This is a genomic window from Acinetobacter calcoaceticus DSM 30006 = CIP 81.8 (assembly GCF_000368965.1).
In the GTDB taxonomy this organism is placed as follows: Bacteria; Pseudomonadota; Gammaproteobacteria; order Pseudomonadales; family Moraxellaceae; genus Acinetobacter; species Acinetobacter calcoaceticus.
Map to the genome: position 1 here is coordinate 1,245,827 of NZ_KB849780.1, position 21,755 is coordinate 1,267,581.

Consider the following 21,755-nt stretch of genomic DNA (forward strand, 5'->3'; position numbering starts at 1 on the left):
AATGAGAATTATTTACATTATCTTTACTCTTATGAATATCCCACCTCGACCATTCAAGCTTACCGTAATCGCCTGCGCGATTTGTTATGCGAACCTCTCTTATGCTCAAGACTCAGAGGTACAAGCTTTACAGACCATTCAAGTTAAAGCCTCAAATGCTGAGCAGTCTTCTGAACAGACCAAAGCATACAATGTTAAAAATTCGAGTAGCGCAACCAAGCTTAATATTGAGGCTAAAGAAACTCCTCAAACTATTAATGTCGTTACTCGTCAGCAAATGGAAGATTTTGGGCTTACCAGTACGAGAGATGTTCTAAAAAATACTCCAGGAGTAACTGTAAGCAATCAGGAAACCGAACGTACTTCGTACATGGCTCGTGGTTTTGAGATTTCAAATATTTTGACTGACGGCGTGGGCTTTCCCCTCTCAGGTTATAACTACAACAACACTAACCCTGATACCTACTTTTACGATCGTGTAGAAATAGTTAAAGGTGCAGACTCTTTGACTAACGCATTTGGTGACCCAAGTGCAACGATCAACAATATTCGAAAGCGACCAACTCAAGAGTTCCAAGCTAGTGGTGGTTTGAATTATGGTTCTTGGGATACTCAACGTTATGAAGCTGACGTATCAGGCTCAATTACCCCTAGTGGAAAATTACGTAGCCGTATCATGGGCTATGAGCAAACGGGTGATTCCTACATTGACCGATATTCTTCAGAAAAAAATGGTTTCGCAGGTATTGTTGAAGCTGATTTAACAGATAGTACTTTACTCACCGTAGGCTATAGCCAAGAACAAAATAAACCGAATGCAAATAACTGGGGTGCTCTGCCCTTACTCGATGCAAATGGCAAGCAAATTTCATACGACCGCTCATATAACCCTAACCCCGATTGGGCACACTGGGATAATGAAACACAAAATGCTTTTGTCGAATTAAAGCAAAAAATTAATGAGCAATGGGCAGCGAAGCTAACCTATAACTATCTTGATACTAAGCATAATAGTCGCCTCCTTTACTATTATGGTTATCCAAAAGCTGATGGTTCAGGCGTATCTTTAACACCTTGGGGAGGTCAAGAACATCAAGAGAAACATGCAGTAGATTTTAACCTCGAAGGAACCTATAAACTTTTTAACAGGGAACATGAAGCAACTCTGGGTTATAGCTATGTACGTAGTCGTCAGCAAGATAAACAATCTACAGGAACGATTAACGATAGTAATGTTATAAAATCAACGACTACAGACTGGGCAAGCTGGACACCTCAATCTATAACTTGGTCAGATTTCACAGAAGCGGCTAACTATACGCAAAACATTGACTCGATCTATGCCGCGACGCGCTTACATCTCAATGAAGATTTAAAACTTTTACTTGGCGCAAACTATGTCAAAGCTGAGAGTAAAGGCGAAAGCTATGGCTCACCAATGTCATATAGTGAAAGTAAAGTATCACCCTATGTTGGACTCACCTATAACTTCACACCTGAATATACAGGTTATATGAGTTATACCTCTATTTTCCGCCCTCAAACCGGTATTGATAAAGACACCAATCAAGCTTTAAAACCTATTGACGGCAAAAGCTATGAAATGGGTGTAAAAAGCTCGTGGCTAGATGACCGTTTAACCGGAACACTTTCAGTATTTAAAACTGAGCAGAATAATTATCCGCTACGCAACTCTGACGGAAATCCTCTCAACAGAAAAGTACCAACCAGTGATTTAGAATCGCAAGGTGTAGAAGTCGGATTATCGGGCCAAATCACAGATAATGTGAATCTTTCTTTCGGTTATGCTCAATTTAGTATTAAAGATATTAAGAATGGTGGCGAGGCAAGAACTTATAATCCAAACCAGACGCTTAATTTGCTGACGACCTATACGCCGTCAGTTTTACCTAAGCTGAAAGTTGGAGCAGGCTTACAATGGCAAGATGGTGTAAAGCTATATGACTCAACTGTAAACAGTACTATCACACAAGATGCCTATGCCTTAGTCAACTTAATGGCGAGCTATGAAGTAAATAATCATATTACGCTTCAAGCGAATGGTAATAACATTTTCGATAAGAAGTATCTATATAGCTTCCCTGATGGCCAAGGATTTTATGGTCCTTCTGCCAACTATACAGTTGCTGTAAAGTTTAAATATTAATATCGTAGCCAATCCCAATTTAGGGATTGGCTTTTCTTATTACTCTTTGTTTATGTGTCATTAAAGATGTCCAAAACTGTAAATCTCCCTGTGTCATATCGCATAAAAGTTTTCTATCGATTTTTGCTGGTTTTCGGTATGGGTTTTGCCTGTATGGCGTATTTAAGTCTTGGACTCATTGGAATTTTTCTTTTGACCCTCGACAAAGCTGAAGCCATCTATCTCGCAGCATTTATAGCAATTCTATTTTATGTATTATTCGTAATTATAGGTTTTTGCATCCAGTCACTTTTGAAACTCACGGGGCTATCAGTCATTCTATGTGCCCTTTTCTTTTTTGCAACGCATATGGTGGGTTATGCATAAAGGTATACGCCAATCTATGGCATGGCTACACTCATGGACTGGCTTAATTTTTGGATGGCTCGTATTTGCCATTTTCTTAATGGGAAGTTTGTCTTATTACCGCCACGAAATTAATTTATGGATGCAGCCTCCACTTGTGCAATATGAAGTAAAGCAAGATATTGCTATTAAAACAGCCTATCAATACTTACAAGACCATGCTCCAGATGCCAAATCTTGGTATTTAAATGTTGCAACAGCTGAGAGTCCGGTAAACACCATGTATTGGGAAAAACCAGACGGCGGTTATGGAAATGCAACTCTGGATGCAAACACAGGCCAAGAGCTTAAACTTTCGGCAACGCTAGGCGGCGACTTTTTTTACCAATTCCACTACCAACTTTTTGGTATTCCAATATTCATCGGGCGATTATTAGTCTGTATCGCGGCATTTATTATGTTGATTGCCTTGGTTTCAGGCATCATTACCCATAAAAAAATATTCACCGACTTTTTTACTTTGCGTACATTTAAGTCTCAGCGTTCATGGTTAGACTTTCATAATATTTCTTCGGTCATTGCCCTGCCTTTCTTTTTAACCATTACATTTACAGGCCTAGCCATTTTCTTTTATTTATATCTGCCTTGGGGCATGCAAAAGCTCTATCCTGAAAACCCATATCAATATTTTACCGAAATACGTACAAAGACTGTGCTTGAGAATCAATCGATACAGCCAGCTCAGAACTTATCTATCGAAAAGTTATTAAACCAAGTACAACAACGTTGGGGAAATCAAACTTTATCGACAATTAGTGTAAAAAATCCAAATACCAATCAGGCTCAAATTAACTTTATTCAAAATGAAGATCATTCAATTACCCGGAATCAGGCTCAAATTACATTGAATGCTTCAACAGGCAAAGTCTTAGAAGACACACGTAATAATAGTGTTATTGCAACGCTGAATGCAGGAGTTTACGGTCTACACATGGCAACATTTGCCCAGCCTTTACTTCGCTTAGGTCTCTTCTTTTCTGGCATTTTAGGCTGTGTCATGATTGCCTCTGGTTTGTTACTCTGGAGCCTTAAACGGCAAATTCAAAATAAAAATAGTAAATTTCACTTTGGACACTATTTAGTTGACCGTTTAAATGTCGCAACTTTTGTAGGATTGCCGTGTGCAACTGTCGCCTATTTAAGTGCGAATCGATTATTTACAGTCACTTCAACCACGATCAATTATGAAATTTATAGCTTTTTCTTGGTCTGGCTAATCAGCTTAATCATTGCTTTAGTCACTAAAAAACAATATTTATGGCGAACTCAACTGAGTATTTTTATTCTGCTTTGTATGACTCTTCCAGTCTTAAATCTAATTTATTTGCTCAAGCATGATTATGTTGAAAGCTTCAATAACTATTGGGTATTTGCACGTATAGATGTATTTTTGTGGATATTTGTAGGCTTAGCGATTTTTATATTCTGCAAAATTCAACCTATTCAGCATAAAGCTGTAGAAAAAATTCAAAAGAAGCTGAATAAATTAAATACTGAGGTGAGCTCATGATCTTTATAGCTTTCATCTTAATTTTATTAGGAATGTATTTGTTATTTATGGCGAGTGAAAAATATCGATCGCCAAAATCAACAGGTCATTTCAAATCATTAGCTCAAAAATATTACCAGCACTTTAAGATAGCTGCATTCATATTATTTGTTTTATGCGCATATCTTCTGATTCGACATTATAATTTTTCAATTGGTTTTGTCAGTTGGTGGATATTTGCAACGCCCTTAACTTTTGGTCTCATACTTCTACTTAACCCATTAAAACCATCAAAATAATCTTAGACTCTAATAATTTGATGAAAAATAGCTCAAGCTAAGCAATTAAATTTTGATTGCTTAGCTTTTTTTTGCATAAGTAAATCATTATTCATGACAACTGTTTATCTCTAAAAGGAATAAGATATGGGCGTTTCGTGATAAGTGGCGATAAAGATGTCTGGTGCTTTTGAATTTATCTTAGCGGGTATGTTAGTTGGTTTCTGTGTAGGGATTACAGGAGTTGGTGGTGGGTCATTAATGACACCAATTTTAATTAGTCTTTTTAGAATTGAACCGCATATCGCAATTGGTACCGATTTACTTTATGCCGCAATTTCAAAGTTCTGTGGCTCAATGGTCCATGCTAGAAAACTCAATATTGTCTGGCCTATTGTTTTATGGCTTGCAGTGGGTAGTATTCCAGCATCTTTCATTACCTCATGGGTACTTGAACATTATTTAAGTCAGTCAACTCATTATAAAGCTGTGTTAACCATGGTTTTAGGTTTTATGCTAACTCTGACTGGTGTTTCAATTATCTTTCGTTCTCGTATTGAAAAATTCTTTAATCGTTTTAGAAGTAAAGAAGTAACCCAAACAGAAAATGAGCAATTGGCTATTCACCATAAACGCCTCTACATCATTATTATGGGTATTATTTTAGGCGTATTCGTAACGCTTTCATCTGTTGGCGCTGGTGCATTTGGCATTATGGCGCTCGTGATCATGTTCCCTAACTTGCCAATGATTCGAATTATTGGTTCAGATGTGGTACATGCGGTATTGCTTACATTAGTGGCCGGCCTTGGACACATGAGTGCTGGTAACGTCGACTTTACGCTTCTTATGTGGTTATTGGTGGGTTCAATTCCAGCAATTATTGTAGGTACGCTCATTAGTTCCCGCATGCCTGAACGTTTAATCCGAAAAATTTTAGGGATTACCCTATTTGCTCTTGGTGTTAATTTTATGGTTAACCCGGTCAAAGCAAAACCAAAAGCCCCTGTGGTACAACAACAAGTAGTGATTGCTGAAAAAACAAGCAATCCAACTGAAAGATAGCAAAATCAATAAGATTTTTCCAAACTGAAATACCATGAGATGTAGGATTTTCATAATTATTTCATGGTATATTCAGTACACAAAACAACCTTTAGTATGATCGAACCAGTGACAGCAATGAATACAAATTCAAAATCCGTTTCCAAGCCCGATATCGACGACGTTAATATTAAAAGCATTCAAACTCTTGTAACACCAGCTGAGCTTAAATCAGAGTTGCCTTTATCTGATGTTGCTTCACAAACCGTTCTAAAAGGTCGCGAAACTATTCGTAATATTTTAGATGGTTCAGATAAACGTTTGTTTGTCGTTATTGGTCCTTGCTCTATTCACGACCCGAAAGCTGCTCACGAATATGCCGATCGCTTAAAAGTGCTAAGCGAAAAAGTTAAAGATTCATTGTATCTAGTCATGCGTGTTTATTTTGAAAAACCACGTACGACAATTGGTTGGAAAGGTCTAATCAATGACCCAGACATGAATGACTCATTTAACATCGAAAAAGGTTTACGTATTGGTCGTAAACTTCTGCTCGAATTAAATGAAAAAGGTCTGCCATGTGCAACTGAAGCACTAGACCCTAACTCTCCACAGTACTATCAAGACTTAATTTCATGGTCTGCAATTGGTGCACGTACCACCGAGAGTCAAACTCACCGCGAAATGTCTTCCGGTTTGTCATCACCAGTTGGTTTTAAAAATGGTACTGATGGTGGCTTAACTGTTGCCACCAATGCGATGCAATCTGTTAAATATGGCCATAGTTTCTTAGGCCTGAACGAAGACGGTCAAGTTTCGATTATTAATACGAGCGGCAACCCTTATGCACACGTCGTATTACGTGGTGGTAATGGTAAGCCTAACTATGATGCTGGCTCTGTTGAAGAAGCAGAAAATGCTTTAGCGAAAGCAAAAGTTAGCAATAAAATCATGATTGATGCGAGTCACGCGAACTCAAATAAAGACCCGTACTTACAGCCACTTGTTCTTAAAAATATTACTGAACAAATTTTAGATGGTAATAAGTCAATTGTTGGTCTTATGGTTGAAAGTCACTTAAAAGGCGGCCGCCAAGATATTCCTGAAAACCTTTGTGACCTAGAATATGGTAAATCAGTGACTGATGGCTGTATTGACTGGGAAACCACTGAAAAAACATTGCTTGAAATGCATGAAGCTTTAAAAGACGTTTTACCAAATCGTTAATTCATCTTTTAAGAATATCGATTAAGCCCTCATTTTTGAGGGCTTTTTATTTTAATGAAATTTCTAGATAAGCCGTAATAGCGTTTAAAAGTTTTACTATTTATAAATAAAAATAGCTTACGATAAAAGCAAAAAGCAGCACAGTTTCGCTAATCTCAATCGCGGCCCCCACAGTGTCCCCTGTAATACCATCAATACGTTTTATAAACACATGTCTTAAATAAACAAGGCTCATTAAAAAGCCAATCACGGCAATTAGACCTTGCCATCCCCAATATAAAGGTAGCAGCAAAACTAACCCAGTTATTATCCAAGATGCTGTTTTAGGTAAATGATCAGTCAGAGAACGGCCTAAACCTTTTTCTCGAACATACGGCGTAGTTAAAAATAAAATTGATGGCACAAGGCGCCCAAGAGCAGGAACCAATATTAAAAATAGCATTTGATGCTGTTCAATCAGTACATAGACCAGTGCGAACTTGAGTAAACATATAACAACTAAACTCAATACTCCAATGGGGCCACAACTTGGATCCTTCATAATTTGTAAAGTACGTAGCTTGTCTCCAAAACCACCTACCCACGCATCTGCCGTATCTGCCAGCCCATCTAAATGCAATCCTCCTGTCAGCCAAACCCACAAAGTCGTTATGATGGCCGCAAGCAGAAAAATTGGTAACTTTGCGAACAAACATACAATAAGAAAAAGGATGCCACCGATAATGAGTCCAACCAATGGATAAAACAAAATAGCTCGACCATTTTGTTGCGCCGTCGGCATTATCTTTAACTCGATCGGCAGAACAGTTAAAAATTGCAATGCGATCCAAAAGGGTGTCATGTCCAAATCTCTAACTGAACTATATTTAAAAAACAGTTTGAATTATGAAGAAATAAAAATGGGAATAGCAATCCCTATTCCCTTTAAAGACGTCAGAAAACTGAAAATCTATTGTATTTGATAGCACTGTTTCAATTTTATGTAGTCGTAGTAGAAACTGGTTGGGCTATAGCGCGCATAGTTACATGCAGACTTAAACAAAGTTTCCTTTTCGTTATAAAGCATTTTTACCAAAGTATTGCCTTGGCCATTTTGATAAATATCCCACTGTACATTGGCAGCCATAGGTGAAACCACTTCTCCACGCCATGTGCTTGTTGAATAGTTATAAGTCTGGCGTAGAGGTAGAGGCTGCATCATATTATGCAGATCTAAGCTGGTCGCCAGAGGAATAATAATTTCAGCATGGGCAAAACGTAAAACCGCTTTGTAAGGTTGGGCTTTATTCACAACAGCATCAACTTGTTGGAACAGATCTTGTTTTAAGCCTTGTGCAATTTCACTCGTGACTAGATTTGACTCTGTGAAACTTGGGCCTTTTTCATAGAAATCATTGGCATCATTAAATTCAGCATAGAATTTTGCGGCTTCAATAGGCATATACTTATCAAAATCGATACCTTTTAGCTCATCTTTCATACCACCAGAAATCGAATAGAGCTCATACACATAAGCTGCTGCATCAACTGCACTGGCGATAGTGTTTTTACCCTTACCTTTTTCCGTAATTTCCTCACCTTTAGGCGAAGTTACGGTAAAAGACCCTGTATTACTAAAGTTATAACCCGCTGTACCCAATTTTTTAATAAAGTCTGCTTTAAAAATCGGGTTGAGTACAGTCTGAGCAGTTTTTTCAGCCAGAGAATTCTTTGATAACTCATCAAGTTTTTGGGCTAAATCATTATTATTTTCTTCAAAATCTTGATAGGTATGACTTGCATCATAAATTTTCTGCTGACTAGCACTGAGTGGCTGTGTTAAGTCTTCATCTGCATTCAAGCTATGGAAATAAAGTTTAAAACGGTCTACCCCACCATCTTCAACACTTGGAACGCTTGCACTCGACAAATTGGTATAAGAGACTGGAACAATTTTATCTTTGAGCTGCGGTTGTTGTTTAATTAATTCAGCCGTAAAAAATTTAGCACTATCTACCGCACGATCGACACCTGAACTTTGTACCGATATAGAGGCTTGCGGATTTAAAAGATTTGGTAAGCGTTGTAATAATCGATCTGCAATACCACGATGTTCTAAAATGCCCGTCATAGTTTCGTTTCCATAACCAAACTGGCGAATTCCCTCAACACCATAACCTAACAGAATATTGGCTTTCATCATTGCTTCTAAATCAGCACCTAATTGCTCACCTAACGGCGTTAAGGCATTTTCTGCTTTTGCCTGTTTCCACAAATTATAAAGTGCCAAGTCATATTTGAGACTTGATAAACCTCTTGAACCATGACGCGCCACTAACTCTGTAAAAACTGGCTGGAACCCATTGGGTGCTTGTTCATAGCTTTTTAAATCTTGTTGGGGTTGATAAGGCGTTTTGGTTTGATAATATTTTGATTGGGTTGTAGGTGGGGTCGTTGGTTGATCATCTTGATCGTCATTATTATTACAAGCCACAAGCAGCAGTGACGCAGCAAGCATCGTCGTTTTAAATAAAATATTCATAAGTCTGATAAGTGATTAATAAGAAATGCCCATAGCTTAATTTTTAGCAATGACAGTACGATTACACGACTTCAAATATCTTTATAAAAATAATAACTTACAAGTGTATAAAAATATAAATTTGCTATCTCAGCATAAAAGTTAATTGACCATCCACTTCAGAAAATTCGAGGGAATATAATTTCCCAAGCTCCGCTGGCATTTTAAGTAAGTCATCTAAAGGTTGCTGCCCGGCTAAACAAGCCAATAGCTTAATGACACCACCATGGGTAACTACCAATGCGTGTTGCCAGTTCTGCTTTTGCATATTTTCAAGTAAATCTTGAAAACCTTTCAAAACCCTTATTTGAAATTGCATTAATGTTTCTGCCCCAGGCGGACAATATTGACTTGGTTTTTCCCAAAAATTTGCCAGTAATTCTGGTGAAGTTTCATAAATTTGCTGAGTAGAAACGCCTTCCCAGTCTCCAAAGAACATTTCTTTTAAATCATGATTTAAAAGCAAAGGGAGTTCGGTTGTTTTAGCAAGTTGCTCCGCAAAGCATGCACAGCGTTTTAACGAAGAACTTACAATGACATCCCATGTCTGATTTTTATGTTGCTCAATGGTTGACTGCATTTGCTGCCAACCTTTTGGTGTTAGGTCATCATCTAAATGGCCACGTAAAGTATGGCTAAACTGACTTTCACCATGTCTGAGTAAATCAATTTTCAATTTACTCAATTTTGTCTCCACTTACAGCAGCTTGAGCAAAGGTAGCCATTTGGTTGTGTAATACACATGCCATTTTAACTAATGCCAAAGCAGCAGCTGCTCCACTACCTTCACCTAAACGCAAATTCATCTTTAAAATTGGCTCGGCATTGAGTTCTTGCAAAATGCGACGGTGACCATATTCTGCCGATTGATGACCAAATAACATCCAGTCACGTACTTTAGGGTTCATTCGTACTGCACATAAAGCTGCTACCGAACTAATAAAGCCATCCACAATTACAGGTAAGCCAATTTGAGCACACCGAATATAAGCACCGGTTATCGCCGCAATTTCCAAACCGCCTACAGCACTTAGGGTTTTAAACGCATCCCCAATCACATGTTGGTAGTGACGCTCTATTGCCTGCTCAATCACTTCGATTTTATGTCTTAACTGATCGGCACCAATTCCTGTACCTACACCAGTTAATTGCTCAGCCGTATCATTTAATAAAAGACATGCTAAGGCAGAAGCAGAACAGGTATTCCCAATACCCATTTCACCCGCAATATAAATATCTGCGCCGTCGGCTTTAGCTGTATCTACGCTCTTTTTTCCTAATTCTAAAGCAGCACGACATTCTTCAGCATTCATTGCCACTTGTTTGGCAAAATTTGCTGTTCCCGCACGAATACAATGACGTTCAACACCGACATATTCGTATGCTCCGCCTACTGTGCCACAATCAATGACTTGCAAATGAGCTTGATGATATTTAGCAATTACACTAATTGCTGCACCACCAGTTGTGAAGTTTTGCAACATTTGGCGTGTGACAGCTTGAGGATATGCAGAGATATTCTCTTCAACCACGCCATGATCGCCTGCAAAAACTGTGATCCACGGATGGTTAACTTGAGGATGAGCATTGGACTGTAAACTGGCAAGTGTAATTGCAATCTGCTCTAAATCACCTAAGGCACCTGTAGGTTTGGTGAGTTGAAGTTGATGTTGCTCAGCTTGTTGTTTTGCTTCCAGATTAGGTTGCTGTACAGATTCTAACCACCAGTTCATTTTACTTCTCACCTTTTAAAATCATTGGAAAACCAGCCACACAAAACATAACCTTATCTGCAATTTGTCCTAAAGCTTGATGCAGTCTTCCAGCTTCATCTACAAAACGACGGCTAATCTCGCCTAATGGCACAACACCTAGACCAGTTTCATTACTTACTAAAATAATTTCTGACTGGAGCTTAGGTAAAACTTTTAACAGCTGCTCACACTCAAACTCTTGAACGTTTTGATCATCTAAAAGTAACAAATTCGTTAGCCAGAGCGTTAAACAATCCACCAGAATAATTTGATTAGGTCGATCAATTTTTTGCAAAGTTTTTGCCAAAAATAATGGCTCTTCAACCAAAGACCAGTGAGCAGGACGCTGATTTTGATGGTGTGCAATTCGGTTTTGCATTTCTGGATCAAGCGCTTGCGCCGTTGCGACATAAGTCACAGCTAATTGCGTAGCTATTGCCGTTTGTTCAGCCAGTCGACTTTTACCAGAACGAGCACCACCCAAAATTAGTTGCAACATGAATCACCTAAAAATAAATGCTGATATGAATATAACTTACCTTGTAAAGTTTGGGCCTGGTAATAACCAAACGTCAAATGCTCAATTTTAAGTTCAAATTCAGCATGTTTATATTGTACAGGTAATTCAGAAATTTTTTGTAAAATCAAATCACTATTATAATTTTCTCTATATAGACCTAAGGTAATGTGTGGGCAATAATCTAAAGCTGCAATTTCATTAGAAACTGTGCCTAACTTTTGTCGTATTAGAGATAAGATATTTCTGGCATCTTGGATTTCTACAAATAAAGCACTACTAAAGCTATCAACTGAACCAATTTTTAATTCAAATGACGCAAAATTCTTTTTTCTTAAAATTTCTCTCTGCTGCTCAAACTCACTAAAGCTAAAGTCATCTTTATAAGCTTTAGATTCATCAGTCAAAAAACCACATATAAACAATGTGACATGATATTGGCGGCTATTGGGTTCTAACAGAAAATCTGAAAAATGCGCGCGCAATCCATCTAAATAATCAACTAATTTTTGATCATTAATTTCCAGATACCATAAGGCATAATTTTGACGCCCAAGGTGCCATTCCGGATAGTCCCGTAAAGGAGTTGGCACCATGGATGTCGAAGGTTTTAGCAGCACAGCTTTAATTCAAAATGATTCAATTTTTGTATTAAAGCATGTTTGCCTTTTAATTGTAGAGTCTTAATTCATTGAACGAATTTAAGCATATTGAGTTCGCGTAGTTTTGACGCTGGTAATATTCATGTTCAAAGGTTGCTTGCCTTGTTCAGAAAATAAATATTGAATTAATTGTGTCAACTCAACTTCCAGCTGTCTTTTCTGAACTGTACTCATGTCCAAGTTCTGAATTTGTTGCTGCAAATGTTTAATCGCATCAGTCTCATCAATTTCTAAAAATTGAATTGCATAGGCATAACCTAAAGCGGCGCCTTTTAATAAGTTTTTATAGGGTAAATCATGACCTATATTCACCACAATTGAAGCTATTACCCGTTCATTGTGACCCAGTTTACGCAGCGGATCTCGCGCAACACGCTGACATGGATCTTTAAATGCATATTCACATGAATCTAGAAAACTCTGTGCAAGTCGATCTAGATCTTTTGCATAGTTAGGTAATACGATTGCAAGTCCTTGCTTTACTTCTGTAATCAAATTCTCTGCAAATGCTTTAACAGAACGATCACCCATAGCAACACCAATAGAATCATAACCCAGTAAAGATGCATACCAAGCAAGCATCGCGTGTACGCCGTTCCACAGTCGATTTTTGATTAATTGAATATCTGTAATTTGCTCAACCAACACAACTTGGCGCAATTTTTCGAGTAAAGGGCTACCTTTTTCTACATAAATTGGCATATCAGTTTCGCTATGGAACAAGATTAGATCCATGCTTTGTAATATATGTCCCGGCTGAAAATTACGACGCATGTTATCTACATATAAAGATGCCTGATTTTGCTGATCTTGAGTCAGTTTATTGCAATCTTCAATTTCGACCTGCTCTTCATGTTCCACATCAGATAGATGCTGTTCAAGAAAATGATGCTTAATGCGAAGCTGACGATATAGATTTTGATTAGACAATTTTGAAACCATACGGTTTACAACGGTGTCGCAAAAGTAATGTTCTTTTAAAATATGCTCCGTCACGTCCTCATCATTAGTTAGTTCTAAAAGTGCTTCTCTAAGATGCTTCATCACCAAATATTTTGCGCCAACTTTATTTAAAATAATTAAAAAAGTTAACGGTTCTATACATGTTTCGAGTGACGAGTTAAAACGAGCGTATAAACCTTTTGCAATCGTTTTTGACTCAACTTCAATAGCTTGTTCAGGCAAACATAGTGCAATCAAACTTGAATGGGTATACATCTCTAACATTTGCTGTTCATTGTCAGAATCAACAATTGTCATATTTTCAATACGTTCATCATACGAAAACTGTCCATAGCGAATGCTATAAGTTCCAAATGCATTTACCGCTTCACGAAATAGACTATTACGTGTAGAAGCAATAATACGTCTTGGTTTTGTGTATCCATCCCAGTGCGACAAGATTTGCGCTATATAGCCGCCGCCAATAGCACCAAAACCGTGCATACCAACCGTAAGTTGATTTAGGCTTTGCGGAAAAGACTCTTGTCCTTGTGGCATATCCATAACAGGAATAAATTGGTCGAGATCTGTTAAGAAGTCATACATCTGATCGTAATAAAAATCGGCTTTTTCCAACATTTCATCATTTGGTTCTTTAATATCTTTTAATAAAATTGTTAGACCTTTCGATGAGTGAGCTGATGTTAAACCATTTTCAGAATCTTCAAACATTAAACATTGGTTAGCATCTAAATGAAGCTGACTTGCTGCTTTTAGGAATATTTCAGGATGAGGCTTTCCATTTTGTACTTCATCCCCACAAGTAATTACATCAAAAAATTTATAAACATTCGCGTTAATTAAATATTCTTCGGCAATTGCTCTACGACTTGAAGTAGCCACAGCCATTCTTAAACCTGATTTTCTTAAACGTTCTAAAACTTGAACTAAACCCTTCTTGATAGGAACGCCGTGTTTTCGTATATGTTCAAGCTCCATCTCATCGGCTCTTTTTCGTATCTCTTTATATGGAACATTCACACCATACAAACGTTGAGCCAATTGTTCAGCAGTAGTTGCACTTAAACCTAAACATTGCATTAAATATTCGTGTGAAAATTCCTGTCCAATGAGTTCTTGAGATGCTTGTTGCAATGTTTGAAACCGTAACCTCTCAGTATCAAACATTGTCCCATCCATATCAAAAATTGCTCCATGAACAGGTTTTCCATGAAAAATAAGCACGCTTTTACCTCTTTTTTTGATCATGTTTTATTCAGGGTATACAAAAAATAGGCTAAAAAGGCAGGATGTTAATAAATGAAACATTAGTGATCATTTTTTAATCAAAAATATAAGTAATCTGTTACTGAGCAGAGTTAAAACTCTAAAAAGGTTGAACAATATAAATAAGTATGAAATTAACTTTAAATACAAGAGTAGCAAGCCATCCTCGCTTGCTACTCTTGGTTTATTCTTTTTATTGCGCTGATAGTATTTATTTTTCTTAGTTCCATTTACCGCTGCTTGAACCCGCATATTTTTATAATGTCTTGCAGGTGTCACATACCAGAGATCAACTCGCCTTTCCTGTTCTTCTTATTTGAGCTTCTGGTATAACTCTAAATTTCATTAGAAAATGAGCATAAACTTAGAACATGGGCTTTATATTGCAATCAATCTCCTCCCCCCTATCGGGACTAGGACTATATCGCCATTAACAATAATGATAATCATTTTCATTTAATGGTTCAAGCTTTTTTACAATTATTTGTGCTTATCTCTTTTTTGAAAAATAAAGAAGGATCCGCAATGAGCTATACCTCTCAACAAAGTATTTTCTCAATGAAGATAAGATAATGATTAATTCTTAGAGTATTCCTTTAAACGTTTATTACTGATCAAGCACATCAACAAATTGAGCATTTAAAAGCTGTGCTAAATCTTTAGGATTTAAACCAATATCCAGCCCTCTTTTTCCGCCACTGACATAAATTTTGCTAAAGTTTTGTGCTGATGCATCAATGACAGTTTTTAAACGTTTCTTTTGGCCTAAAGGGCTAATTCCTCCTACCAAATATCCCGTTAAACGTTCAGCATCTTTAGGATTAGCCATCTGTAATTTTTTACATCCAAACGCCGTAGCTACTTTTTTTAAATTTAATTGGTGATTAACCGGCAAGACAGCAACAAAATAATTCTTATCGTCACTCACCATTAGAGTCTTAAATACTTCTTTTACATCCAAATCTAATTTTTCGGCTGCTTCTAATCCAAAACTTTTGGCATTTGAATCATGTTCATATTCATGAATTGAAAATTCAATTTTATTACTTTTTAACAATCTGCATGCAGGAGTCATGATAAGTAGTGTTATAGATGAAATTGTTTAGATTATAGTTTTTTTTAAAAAATTTTTAAATTTGCTTAGGCTATTTACAAGAGTTACATAAAAACTCAATCAGCAACTGAAGAAAAAATAATCTCAACTTGATATTCGCTGCTCGAGTCCATATATTTTATTTAGATTTGAAGTCTGAGCTGGCAATTTTATGAGTTATAAACACAACAATCTAATGGCTATGCGTCACCGTTTTTGGGATGAATCTTCAGATTCTGTATTAAACGAAAAGCAGTTTTTGCAGCAGACGTTAATTGAACAAGGTATTTTTAATAACGCAACTCTTGATGATGTTAAGTACTTCTTTTATACCCTGCCTAGCATCATTATCGTAAAAGCTCATGCACTTGGTTTCATGCATGATTCAGTCAAACAGATGTTATTGCAACATATTCAGAATAATCGCCTTCATTTGATGCAGAAATCTGAATTAAAGATTCAATTTAAAATGTAATCCATTTTGTTTTCAAAGGTCCGTTTTATCTTAGTTTTACTCATCTGAATGCTCTTAATTTCTTAAATTTATAAATTACTTAGGCTATTTAATAGTTAATGAAATAAAGATGGTGATTTCGACCTATCATTCAGTCTGAGAGAACTATTTTAATACGCTCAAAACATGTAATATTCGTTACAATTTTAGATCACAGCGTTTGGCTGCATGATGCGCATAGGATTCTATTTTCATGTCAAATCAGAAAGATAAGCTTAAGAGTTTAAAAACTTCTTCCATGGATCGACGCTTATCAATCGCGAAAGCTTCTTTACTTGCAGGAACACGTTGGGCAACTGCAAGTGCTTCTTCTATTTTTTCTAATGAGGAAGACAAAGAAAAGAAACGTAAAAAAGCGATGAGCGAACAAGCTAATTATCTGGTTTCTGAAATAGGTAAACTTAAGGGTTCTATTGTTAAAATTGGGCAAATGATGGCTCTTTATGGTGAACATTTTTTACCAGAAGAGATTACACAAGCATTAAATACCCTAAATAACCAAACCGTTGCTTTAGATTGGCCTGCAATTAAGCCACATCTACAAGAACAATTGGGCGCCAAGTTAAATGATTTAACAATTGATCATGAGCCAATTGGTACCGCCTCTCTCGCACAAGTACACCGTGCAACACGTAAATCAGATGGTTTGGAATTAGTTCTAAAAATTCAGTATCCAGGTGTTGCGAACGCCATTGATTCAGATATGAGCTTGTTTAAAAACATGCTTAAACTGACACGTATGGTGCCACAAACCCGTGAGTTTGATCAGTGGTTTGATGAAGTACGTGAAATGATGCATCGTGAAGTTGACTATGATGTTGAAGCAGCCACTACTCGTCGCTTCGGTGAACGCTTAAAAGATGACGAGCGTTATATTGTTCCGACAATTGTAGATGAATATTGCACCAACCAAGTACTGTGCATGACTTTCGAACGCGGTGTTCCAATCAATAGCCCTGTGATGTTGTCTTTGCCTCAAGAGCGTCGTAATCAGCTTGGTGAAGCTTCACTAGAAATTGCTGTTCGTGAAATTTTTGAATGGGGCGAAATGCAAACCGATCCTAACTTCGGTAACTACCTTGTACGTTTAGGTAATGGTCAAGATGTTCAGGATAAGATTGTATTATTAGACTTTGGTGCTATCCGTCAGTTTGATGACCACTTGTTATCGGTTGCCCGTAATCTAATTCAGGCAGGTTATCAGCATGATAAACATGCGATGGTACAAGCAATGACTGGTTATGAATTTTTTGATGCAATGCCGGAAAGCATTAAGCCAGGTATGGCCGATGTTTTTCTATTAGCGACAGAAGCATTTAGCACCCCTTCAAATAATCCACATATGCCTGCTGGTCTAATGGATGAACATGAACGTTATGACTGGAAGAAAAGTCAGTTACATAGCCGTGTTATGCAGCAAGCAAGTAAATCAATGGCATCACGTTATTTCTCAGTTCCTCCAAAAGAATTTATGTTTATTAGCCGTAAATTTATTGGGGCATATACGTTTATGACAGTCATCGATGCAAAAACAAATGTACGTCGTATGATTCGTAACTTCGCTTAATTTAGTGAACGGCTAGAATGATTCCATGTCATTCTAGTCAATACCCCTCTCAATACATCACAATAAAATTATTTTTAATAAATAAAATCATGCACTTAAAATACGTTTATTTTTTACCTACCATTTATCCACTCATTTTTTGAATGTCAGTAACGACATAGTCTTTTACTATGATGCGTGTCAGCATAAAACAATAACAACGTGTTAGGACACCATAATCATGACAAGTATGATCAATAAAGCTCAGGGTTTGGGTTTATCGCTGATCACAAAATTGGCTGGAAGCGATGTACTTGATCAACTCAAGTTACGTAAATTTTTAGAAAAATCCCTTTATCAAGGTTCAAAAGCTGGTTTTAGAGCATTAAGCCAGACTCAAAAAGCATTTAAACCTAAGCAAATATCTCAACAACGTCTACCTCAGCAGAACAAGAATCTGTTTGATTTAAACCTAACCGAAGAACAACAAATGACTTCCGAAGCAATGTCTCAATTTGCTCAAGAAGTTCTACTGGGGTTAGCTCATGATGCAGATCAGACTGCTCAGTTTCCAGAAAGTCTTTGGCAATATATAGAAGATCTAGGTCTTAACTACTATGCACTTCCAGAAGCATTAGGCGGTGTAGCAACTGAACAAAATATTGTAAGTAACTTATTGATTGCTGAAAAATTGGCTGAAGGCGATTTTAGCCTTACAGCTGGATTACTCAGCACATTTAGTGTCATTAATGCAATTACGCGTTGGGGTTCTGCCGAAGTTCAGTCGATGTACTTACCTTGTTTTGCAGAAGACTCAGACATTACAGCAACCTTTGCTGTACAAGAAGCAACTCCAGCATTTAATCCTTATGTATTAAAAACCAAAGCATCACTTGAAAATGATCAATTCTATATTGAGGGTGAAAAAACGCTTGTTATTTTAGGTGATCTGGCCGATATCTTTTTAGTAAGTGCGGACTTTAATGGCAAGCCAGATATATTTGTAGTGCAATGCAACGATAGCATTTCTATCAAAAATACGCCTGCTATGGGCCTTAAAGCGACAGAAACAGCAACTTTACGCTTTAATCACACTCCTGCTCTACGCTTAGGTACAACAGACTTTGATTACACTGCTTTTCTAGATTTAGGAAATTTAATGTGGTGTGCAATGGCTGTTGGTACTTGTGATGCTGTAAAAGCCTATTGTATTAAATATGCCAATGAACGAACTGCTTTCGGAGAGCCGATTTCTCACCGCCAAAGTGTCGCTTTCATGATTGCAGATATGGCAATTGAAATTGATGCAATGCGTATGTTGATCTTGAATGCTGCAAGCCGTGCTGAAGCAGGTCAATCATTCCATCGTGAAGCCTACCTTGCTCGTTTACTTTGTGCTGAAAAATCCATGAAAATTGGTACAGATGGTGTGCAAATTCTTGGGGGACATGGTTTCACAAAAGAACACCCTGTTGAACGTTGGTATCGTGATTTACGAGCTACTGCAATTTTACATTCTGGCTTACATGCATAACTGATGATCAGAGGATAATACAATGAACTTACAAAATCCTAAAAAATTCAAAATGATGATTGATCAGGCACATGATGTTGCGATCAATGTTTTACGCCCTATTTCTCGTAAATATGATAAAGCTGAGCATGCTTATCCAAAAGAGCTCGATATGTTAGCTTCACTCATTGATGGTATGAACGAAGGTGGCGAAGGCATTAATGCAGGCGCTGCCGTTGGTAAAAAACGTGGTGAAGTTGAAACAGGCAATAAAAATGGTAATAACATTTCAACTGCACTTGGCGTAATTGAAATGTGTTATGGCGATGCAGGCATGATGTTAACAATGCCACGCCAAGGACTTGGAAACTCAGCAATTGCTGCTGTTGCCAATGACGAACAGCTTGAGCGCTTCAAAAACACTTGGGCGGCAATGGCAATCACAGAACCAGGTTGTGGTTCTGACTCAGCAGCGATTCGTACCACAGCAACCAAAGATGGCGATGAATATGTCATCAATGGCGAAAAAATCTTTGTAACTTGTGGTGAGCGTGCTGACTCTGTTGTCGTTTGGGCGACTTTAGATAAAAAACTGGGTCGTGCTGCGATCAAATCTTTTGTTGTACCTAAAGGTACACCTGGCATGAAAGTTGAACGCTTAGAATATAAATTGGGCATTAAAGTATCAGATACTGCCGTGATCAGTTTTATTGACTGTCGTGTTCCTGCTGCCAACCTTCTAGGTAATCCTGAAATTGATGTGGCTAAAGGTTTTGCAGGCGTGATGGAAACTTTTGACAACACTCGTCCATTGGTCGCAGCGATGGCGGTTGGTTGTGCGAAAGCCTCTTTAGAACGTATCAAAGAGATTTTTAAAGATCAACTTGATGCTGACTATAAAACACCGTACTTACAAGCTTCTAATCTTGCTGCTCAAATCTATCGAATGGAAGCTGAATGGGAAGCTGCACGTTTGCTAACGCTAAAAGCCTGCTGGATGGCAGATAACAGAAAGCCCAACTCTAAAGAGGCTTCTATTGCGAAAGCCAAAGCTGGCCGTGTGGGTAACGAGATTACTTTAAAATGTGTCGAACTGGCTGCAAGCATGGGCTATAACGAAGATGAGTTACTTGAGAAATGGGCACGCGATTCGAAAATTCTCGATATCTTTGAAGGTACTCAACAAATCCAGCAATTGATCATTGCCCGCCGAGAACTGGGTAAATCTTCTAGCGAACTAAAATAATAATTAAGGGGAATTTTTCCCTTCTTTTATTAGCTCTTTATGTCAAAACTTAAAAAGCCCTCTAGCTATTAAACTAGAGGGCTTCGTATTTCAGGAATTAATATTTTTATTTATTCAGTAGTTGTACTATCTAACGTTTTATCAACTACACCAAATTTCTTAAAGATTTTTGCACGACGCTTTGATGAAATATTCGCTTTGTTTAAATCACCTTTATAGTGATCAAAAACTCGCTTATCCATGATTTTAAACCACAATGAAGGGATTAATGCCGGTAGTAGCATACTTGCGTAACCGCTTGGTAGATCTGGTGCCTCATCAAAATGACGTAATGCTTGGAATGGACGAGTCGGATAAGCATGATGGTCTGAATGACGCTGCAACTGGTACAAGAATAAGTTTGTTACTACGTTATTGTTGTTCCAGCTATGCTCAGGCATTGTACGCTCATAATTACCATCAGCTTTTTTCTGACGCAATAAACCATAGTGCTCAATATAGTTAATAATTTCGAAAAGAGTAATACCATAAAAAGCTTGTGTGGCTAAATATGGAATTGTACCTTTACCAAAGATTCCACCCATAGAACCATGAAAAGCAGCAGTCATTCCCCAGCCTTGTAATAATTCATTATCTGAAGACCAGAATTCTTTACCTTTACGTTTTAAACGATTTTTTTCAATTTCTATTGCAGATTTAAAAGAACCAATAACAGTACGTGGCCAGAACTCATAGAAGGTTTCACCCATACGTGATGAAGCAGGATCTTCTGGCGTTGCTGCACGCTTATGATGACCGTAAGGATGCTCAATACGGAAATGATTATAACCTGTAGGCACTAGTGCAAGATGAGACAGAATATGGTCTATACGATCATGCTTATGACTTAACTCATGGGCTGTATTAATCGCAATACCATTGATTGCACCCATTGAGATACCAAGTAAAATCTTATCAATAAAAGATGTCGTTTTACGACTTGTTAAATAACATGCATAAACATTTGCAGCGTACTGTAGAGGAATAAAGCTCTTCACAAGACGAGAATAATATGGATCTTTTTCTAAAAGCTTAATTTCTTCATCTGTCGGATTTCGAGCATCTTTCCCAATAATAGTATCAATTGCCGGAATCACGACATGTAATAAAAGTGGACCACCTAAAGCAAAGACTTTCTTTAAAGGGCGTGGACCAAACTGATAACCTGCTAAAATACCTAAACCGATAGCAGGTAAAGCAGGACTAATCATCCATAAAAAGCGTTTGCGATCTATTTCACGCATAGACGCAGGCACTGGCATAAGTTCTTGCTGAACATTTACTGGTGCATTCATAGCTATATTTCCTTTTTCTATATATCTATATAGTTAAAGAAATAGTGTTTAGTTAACAGTAGTAACTGTCCAAAAAACCTATGTTAAAGTCTTTGGCATTTTCTTCCACTTTTTTGTCCTAAAAACACATGTTGATCTATTCTTATAGCTCACTATAATTTTATTAAAATAATGATT

19 protein-coding genes are annotated in these 21,755 nt (G+C 37.4%); 10 read left to right on the plus strand and 9 right to left on the minus strand.

From position 1 onward, the window contains the following. Positions 1-31 precede the first annotated feature (31 nt). From F936_RS10850 to F936_RS10875, 6 genes are all read left to right on the plus strand, one after another. Positions 32-2,167 (plus strand): TonB-dependent siderophore receptor, encoded by a 2,136-nt coding sequence (locus tag F936_RS10850; protein WP_005047384.1) that lies wholly within the window; start codon positions 32-34, stop codon positions 2,165-2,167. A gap of 66 nt (positions 2,168-2,233) precedes the next feature. Continuing rightward, positions 2,234-2,533, plus strand: coding sequence for a hypothetical protein (locus F936_RS19550; protein ID WP_026055624.1), 300 nt, complete (start codon positions 2,234-2,236; stop codon positions 2,531-2,533). Continuing rightward, positions 2,526-4,082, plus strand: a complete 1,557-nt coding sequence (locus F936_RS10860) for a PepSY-associated TM helix domain-containing protein (RefSeq protein ID WP_005047387.1) — start codon at positions 2,526-2,528, stop codon at positions 4,080-4,082. Before F936_RS19550 ends, F936_RS10860 begins: the two co-directional genes overlap by 8 nt. After that, positions 4,079-4,360 (plus strand): hypothetical protein, encoded by a 282-nt coding sequence (locus F936_RS10865; protein WP_003651588.1) that lies wholly within the window; start codon positions 4,079-4,081, stop codon positions 4,358-4,360. The genes F936_RS10860 and F936_RS10865 overlap by 4 nt, the downstream gene beginning before the upstream one ends. A 156-nt stretch (positions 4,361-4,516) precedes the next feature. Continuing rightward, on the plus strand, positions 4,517-5,404 hold the full coding sequence (locus tag F936_RS10870; RefSeq protein ID WP_005047388.1) for a sulfite exporter TauE/SafE family protein: 888 nt from the start codon (positions 4,517-4,519) through the stop codon (positions 5,402-5,404). A gap of 117 nt (positions 5,405-5,521) precedes the next feature. Continuing rightward, positions 5,522-6,610 carry a 3-deoxy-7-phosphoheptulonate synthase gene (locus tag F936_RS10875; RefSeq protein WP_026055623.1) on the plus strand — a complete coding sequence of 363 codons (1,089 nt, stop codon included), beginning with the start codon at positions 5,522-5,524 and terminating at the stop codon, positions 6,608-6,610. Between the two features lie 100 nt (positions 6,611-6,710). On the opposite strand, the gene F936_RS10880 is transcribed toward F936_RS10875, so the two are convergent. The 8 genes from F936_RS10880 to ybaK form a co-directional block, all read right to left on the minus strand. After that, positions 6,711-7,451 (minus strand): adenosylcobinamide-GDP ribazoletransferase, encoded by a 741-nt coding sequence (locus F936_RS10880; protein ID WP_005047391.1) that lies wholly within the window; start codon positions 7,449-7,451, stop codon positions 6,711-6,713. 108 nt (positions 7,452-7,559) lie between these two features. Next, the gene (locus F936_RS10885) at positions 7,560-9,131 is read right to left on the minus strand and encodes a histidine-type phosphatase (protein ID WP_005047393.1); all 1,572 of its coding nucleotides are present in this window, start codon (positions 9,129-9,131) and stop codon (positions 7,560-7,562) included. A 124-nt stretch (positions 9,132-9,255) separates the two neighbouring features. After that, positions 9,256-9,855 carry a histidine phosphatase family protein gene (locus F936_RS10890; protein WP_005047394.1) on the minus strand — a complete coding sequence of 200 codons (600 nt, stop codon included), beginning with the start codon at positions 9,853-9,855 and terminating at the stop codon, positions 9,256-9,258. After that, positions 9,848-10,903: a nicotinate-nucleotide--dimethylbenzimidazole phosphoribosyltransferase gene (cobT, locus tag F936_RS10895; RefSeq protein WP_005047396.1), complete on the minus strand. Its 1,056-nt coding sequence runs from the start codon at positions 10,901-10,903 to the stop codon at positions 9,848-9,850. Before cobT ends, F936_RS10890 begins: the two co-directional genes overlap by 8 nt. A gap of 1 nt (position 10,904) precedes the next feature. Next, positions 10,905-11,423, minus strand: a complete 519-nt coding sequence (cobU, locus tag F936_RS10900; RefSeq protein WP_005047397.1) for a bifunctional adenosylcobinamide kinase/adenosylcobinamide-phosphate guanylyltransferase — start codon at positions 11,421-11,423, stop codon at positions 10,905-10,907. Continuing rightward, entirely contained in the window at positions 11,411-12,037 is a 627-nt protein-coding gene (locus F936_RS10905) for a 2'-5' RNA ligase family protein (protein ID WP_005047398.1), read from the minus strand. Before F936_RS10905 ends, cobU begins: the two co-directional genes overlap by 13 nt. A 105-nt stretch (positions 12,038-12,142) precedes the next feature. Beyond that, complete coding sequence (mtlD, locus tag F936_RS10910) at positions 12,143-14,290, minus strand: bifunctional mannitol-1-phosphate dehydrogenase/phosphatase (RefSeq protein WP_005047399.1); 2,148 nt, start codon at positions 14,288-14,290, stop codon at positions 12,143-12,145. Positions 14,291-14,939: 649 nt separating this feature from the next. Further along, positions 14,940-15,407 carry a Cys-tRNA(Pro) deacylase gene (ybaK, locus tag F936_RS10915; protein WP_004642683.1) on the minus strand — a complete coding sequence of 156 codons (468 nt, stop codon included), beginning with the start codon at positions 15,405-15,407 and terminating at the stop codon, positions 14,940-14,942. Between the two features lie 190 nt (positions 15,408-15,597). Here ybaK and F936_RS10920 point away from each other — a divergent pair, with 190 nt between their 5' ends. The 4 genes from F936_RS10920 (at position 15,598) to F936_RS10935 (ending at position 20,244) form a co-directional block, all read left to right on the plus strand. After that, positions 15,598-15,900, plus strand: coding sequence for a hypothetical protein (locus F936_RS10920; RefSeq protein WP_005047401.1), 303 nt, complete (start codon positions 15,598-15,600; stop codon positions 15,898-15,900). 232 nt (positions 15,901-16,132) lie between these two features. Beyond that, complete coding sequence (locus F936_RS10925) at positions 16,133-17,506, plus strand: ABC1 kinase family protein (RefSeq protein ID WP_005047402.1); 1,374 nt, start codon at positions 16,133-16,135, stop codon at positions 17,504-17,506. Between the two features lie 229 nt (positions 17,507-17,735). Further along, entirely contained in the window at positions 17,736-19,019 is a 1,284-nt protein-coding gene (locus tag F936_RS10930) for an acyl-CoA dehydrogenase family protein (RefSeq protein ID WP_171061255.1), read from the plus strand. A gap of 22 nt (positions 19,020-19,041) precedes the next feature. Next, positions 19,042-20,244, plus strand: coding sequence for an acyl-CoA dehydrogenase family protein (locus F936_RS10935; RefSeq protein WP_005047405.1), 1,203 nt, complete (start codon positions 19,042-19,044; stop codon positions 20,242-20,244). 110 nt (positions 20,245-20,354) lie between these two features. On the opposite strand, the gene F936_RS10940 is transcribed toward F936_RS10935, so the two are convergent. Then, entirely contained in the window at positions 20,355-21,578 is a 1,224-nt protein-coding gene (locus tag F936_RS10940) for an alkane 1-monooxygenase (RefSeq protein WP_005047406.1), read from the minus strand. Between the last annotated feature and the right edge of the window lie 177 nt (positions 21,579-21,755).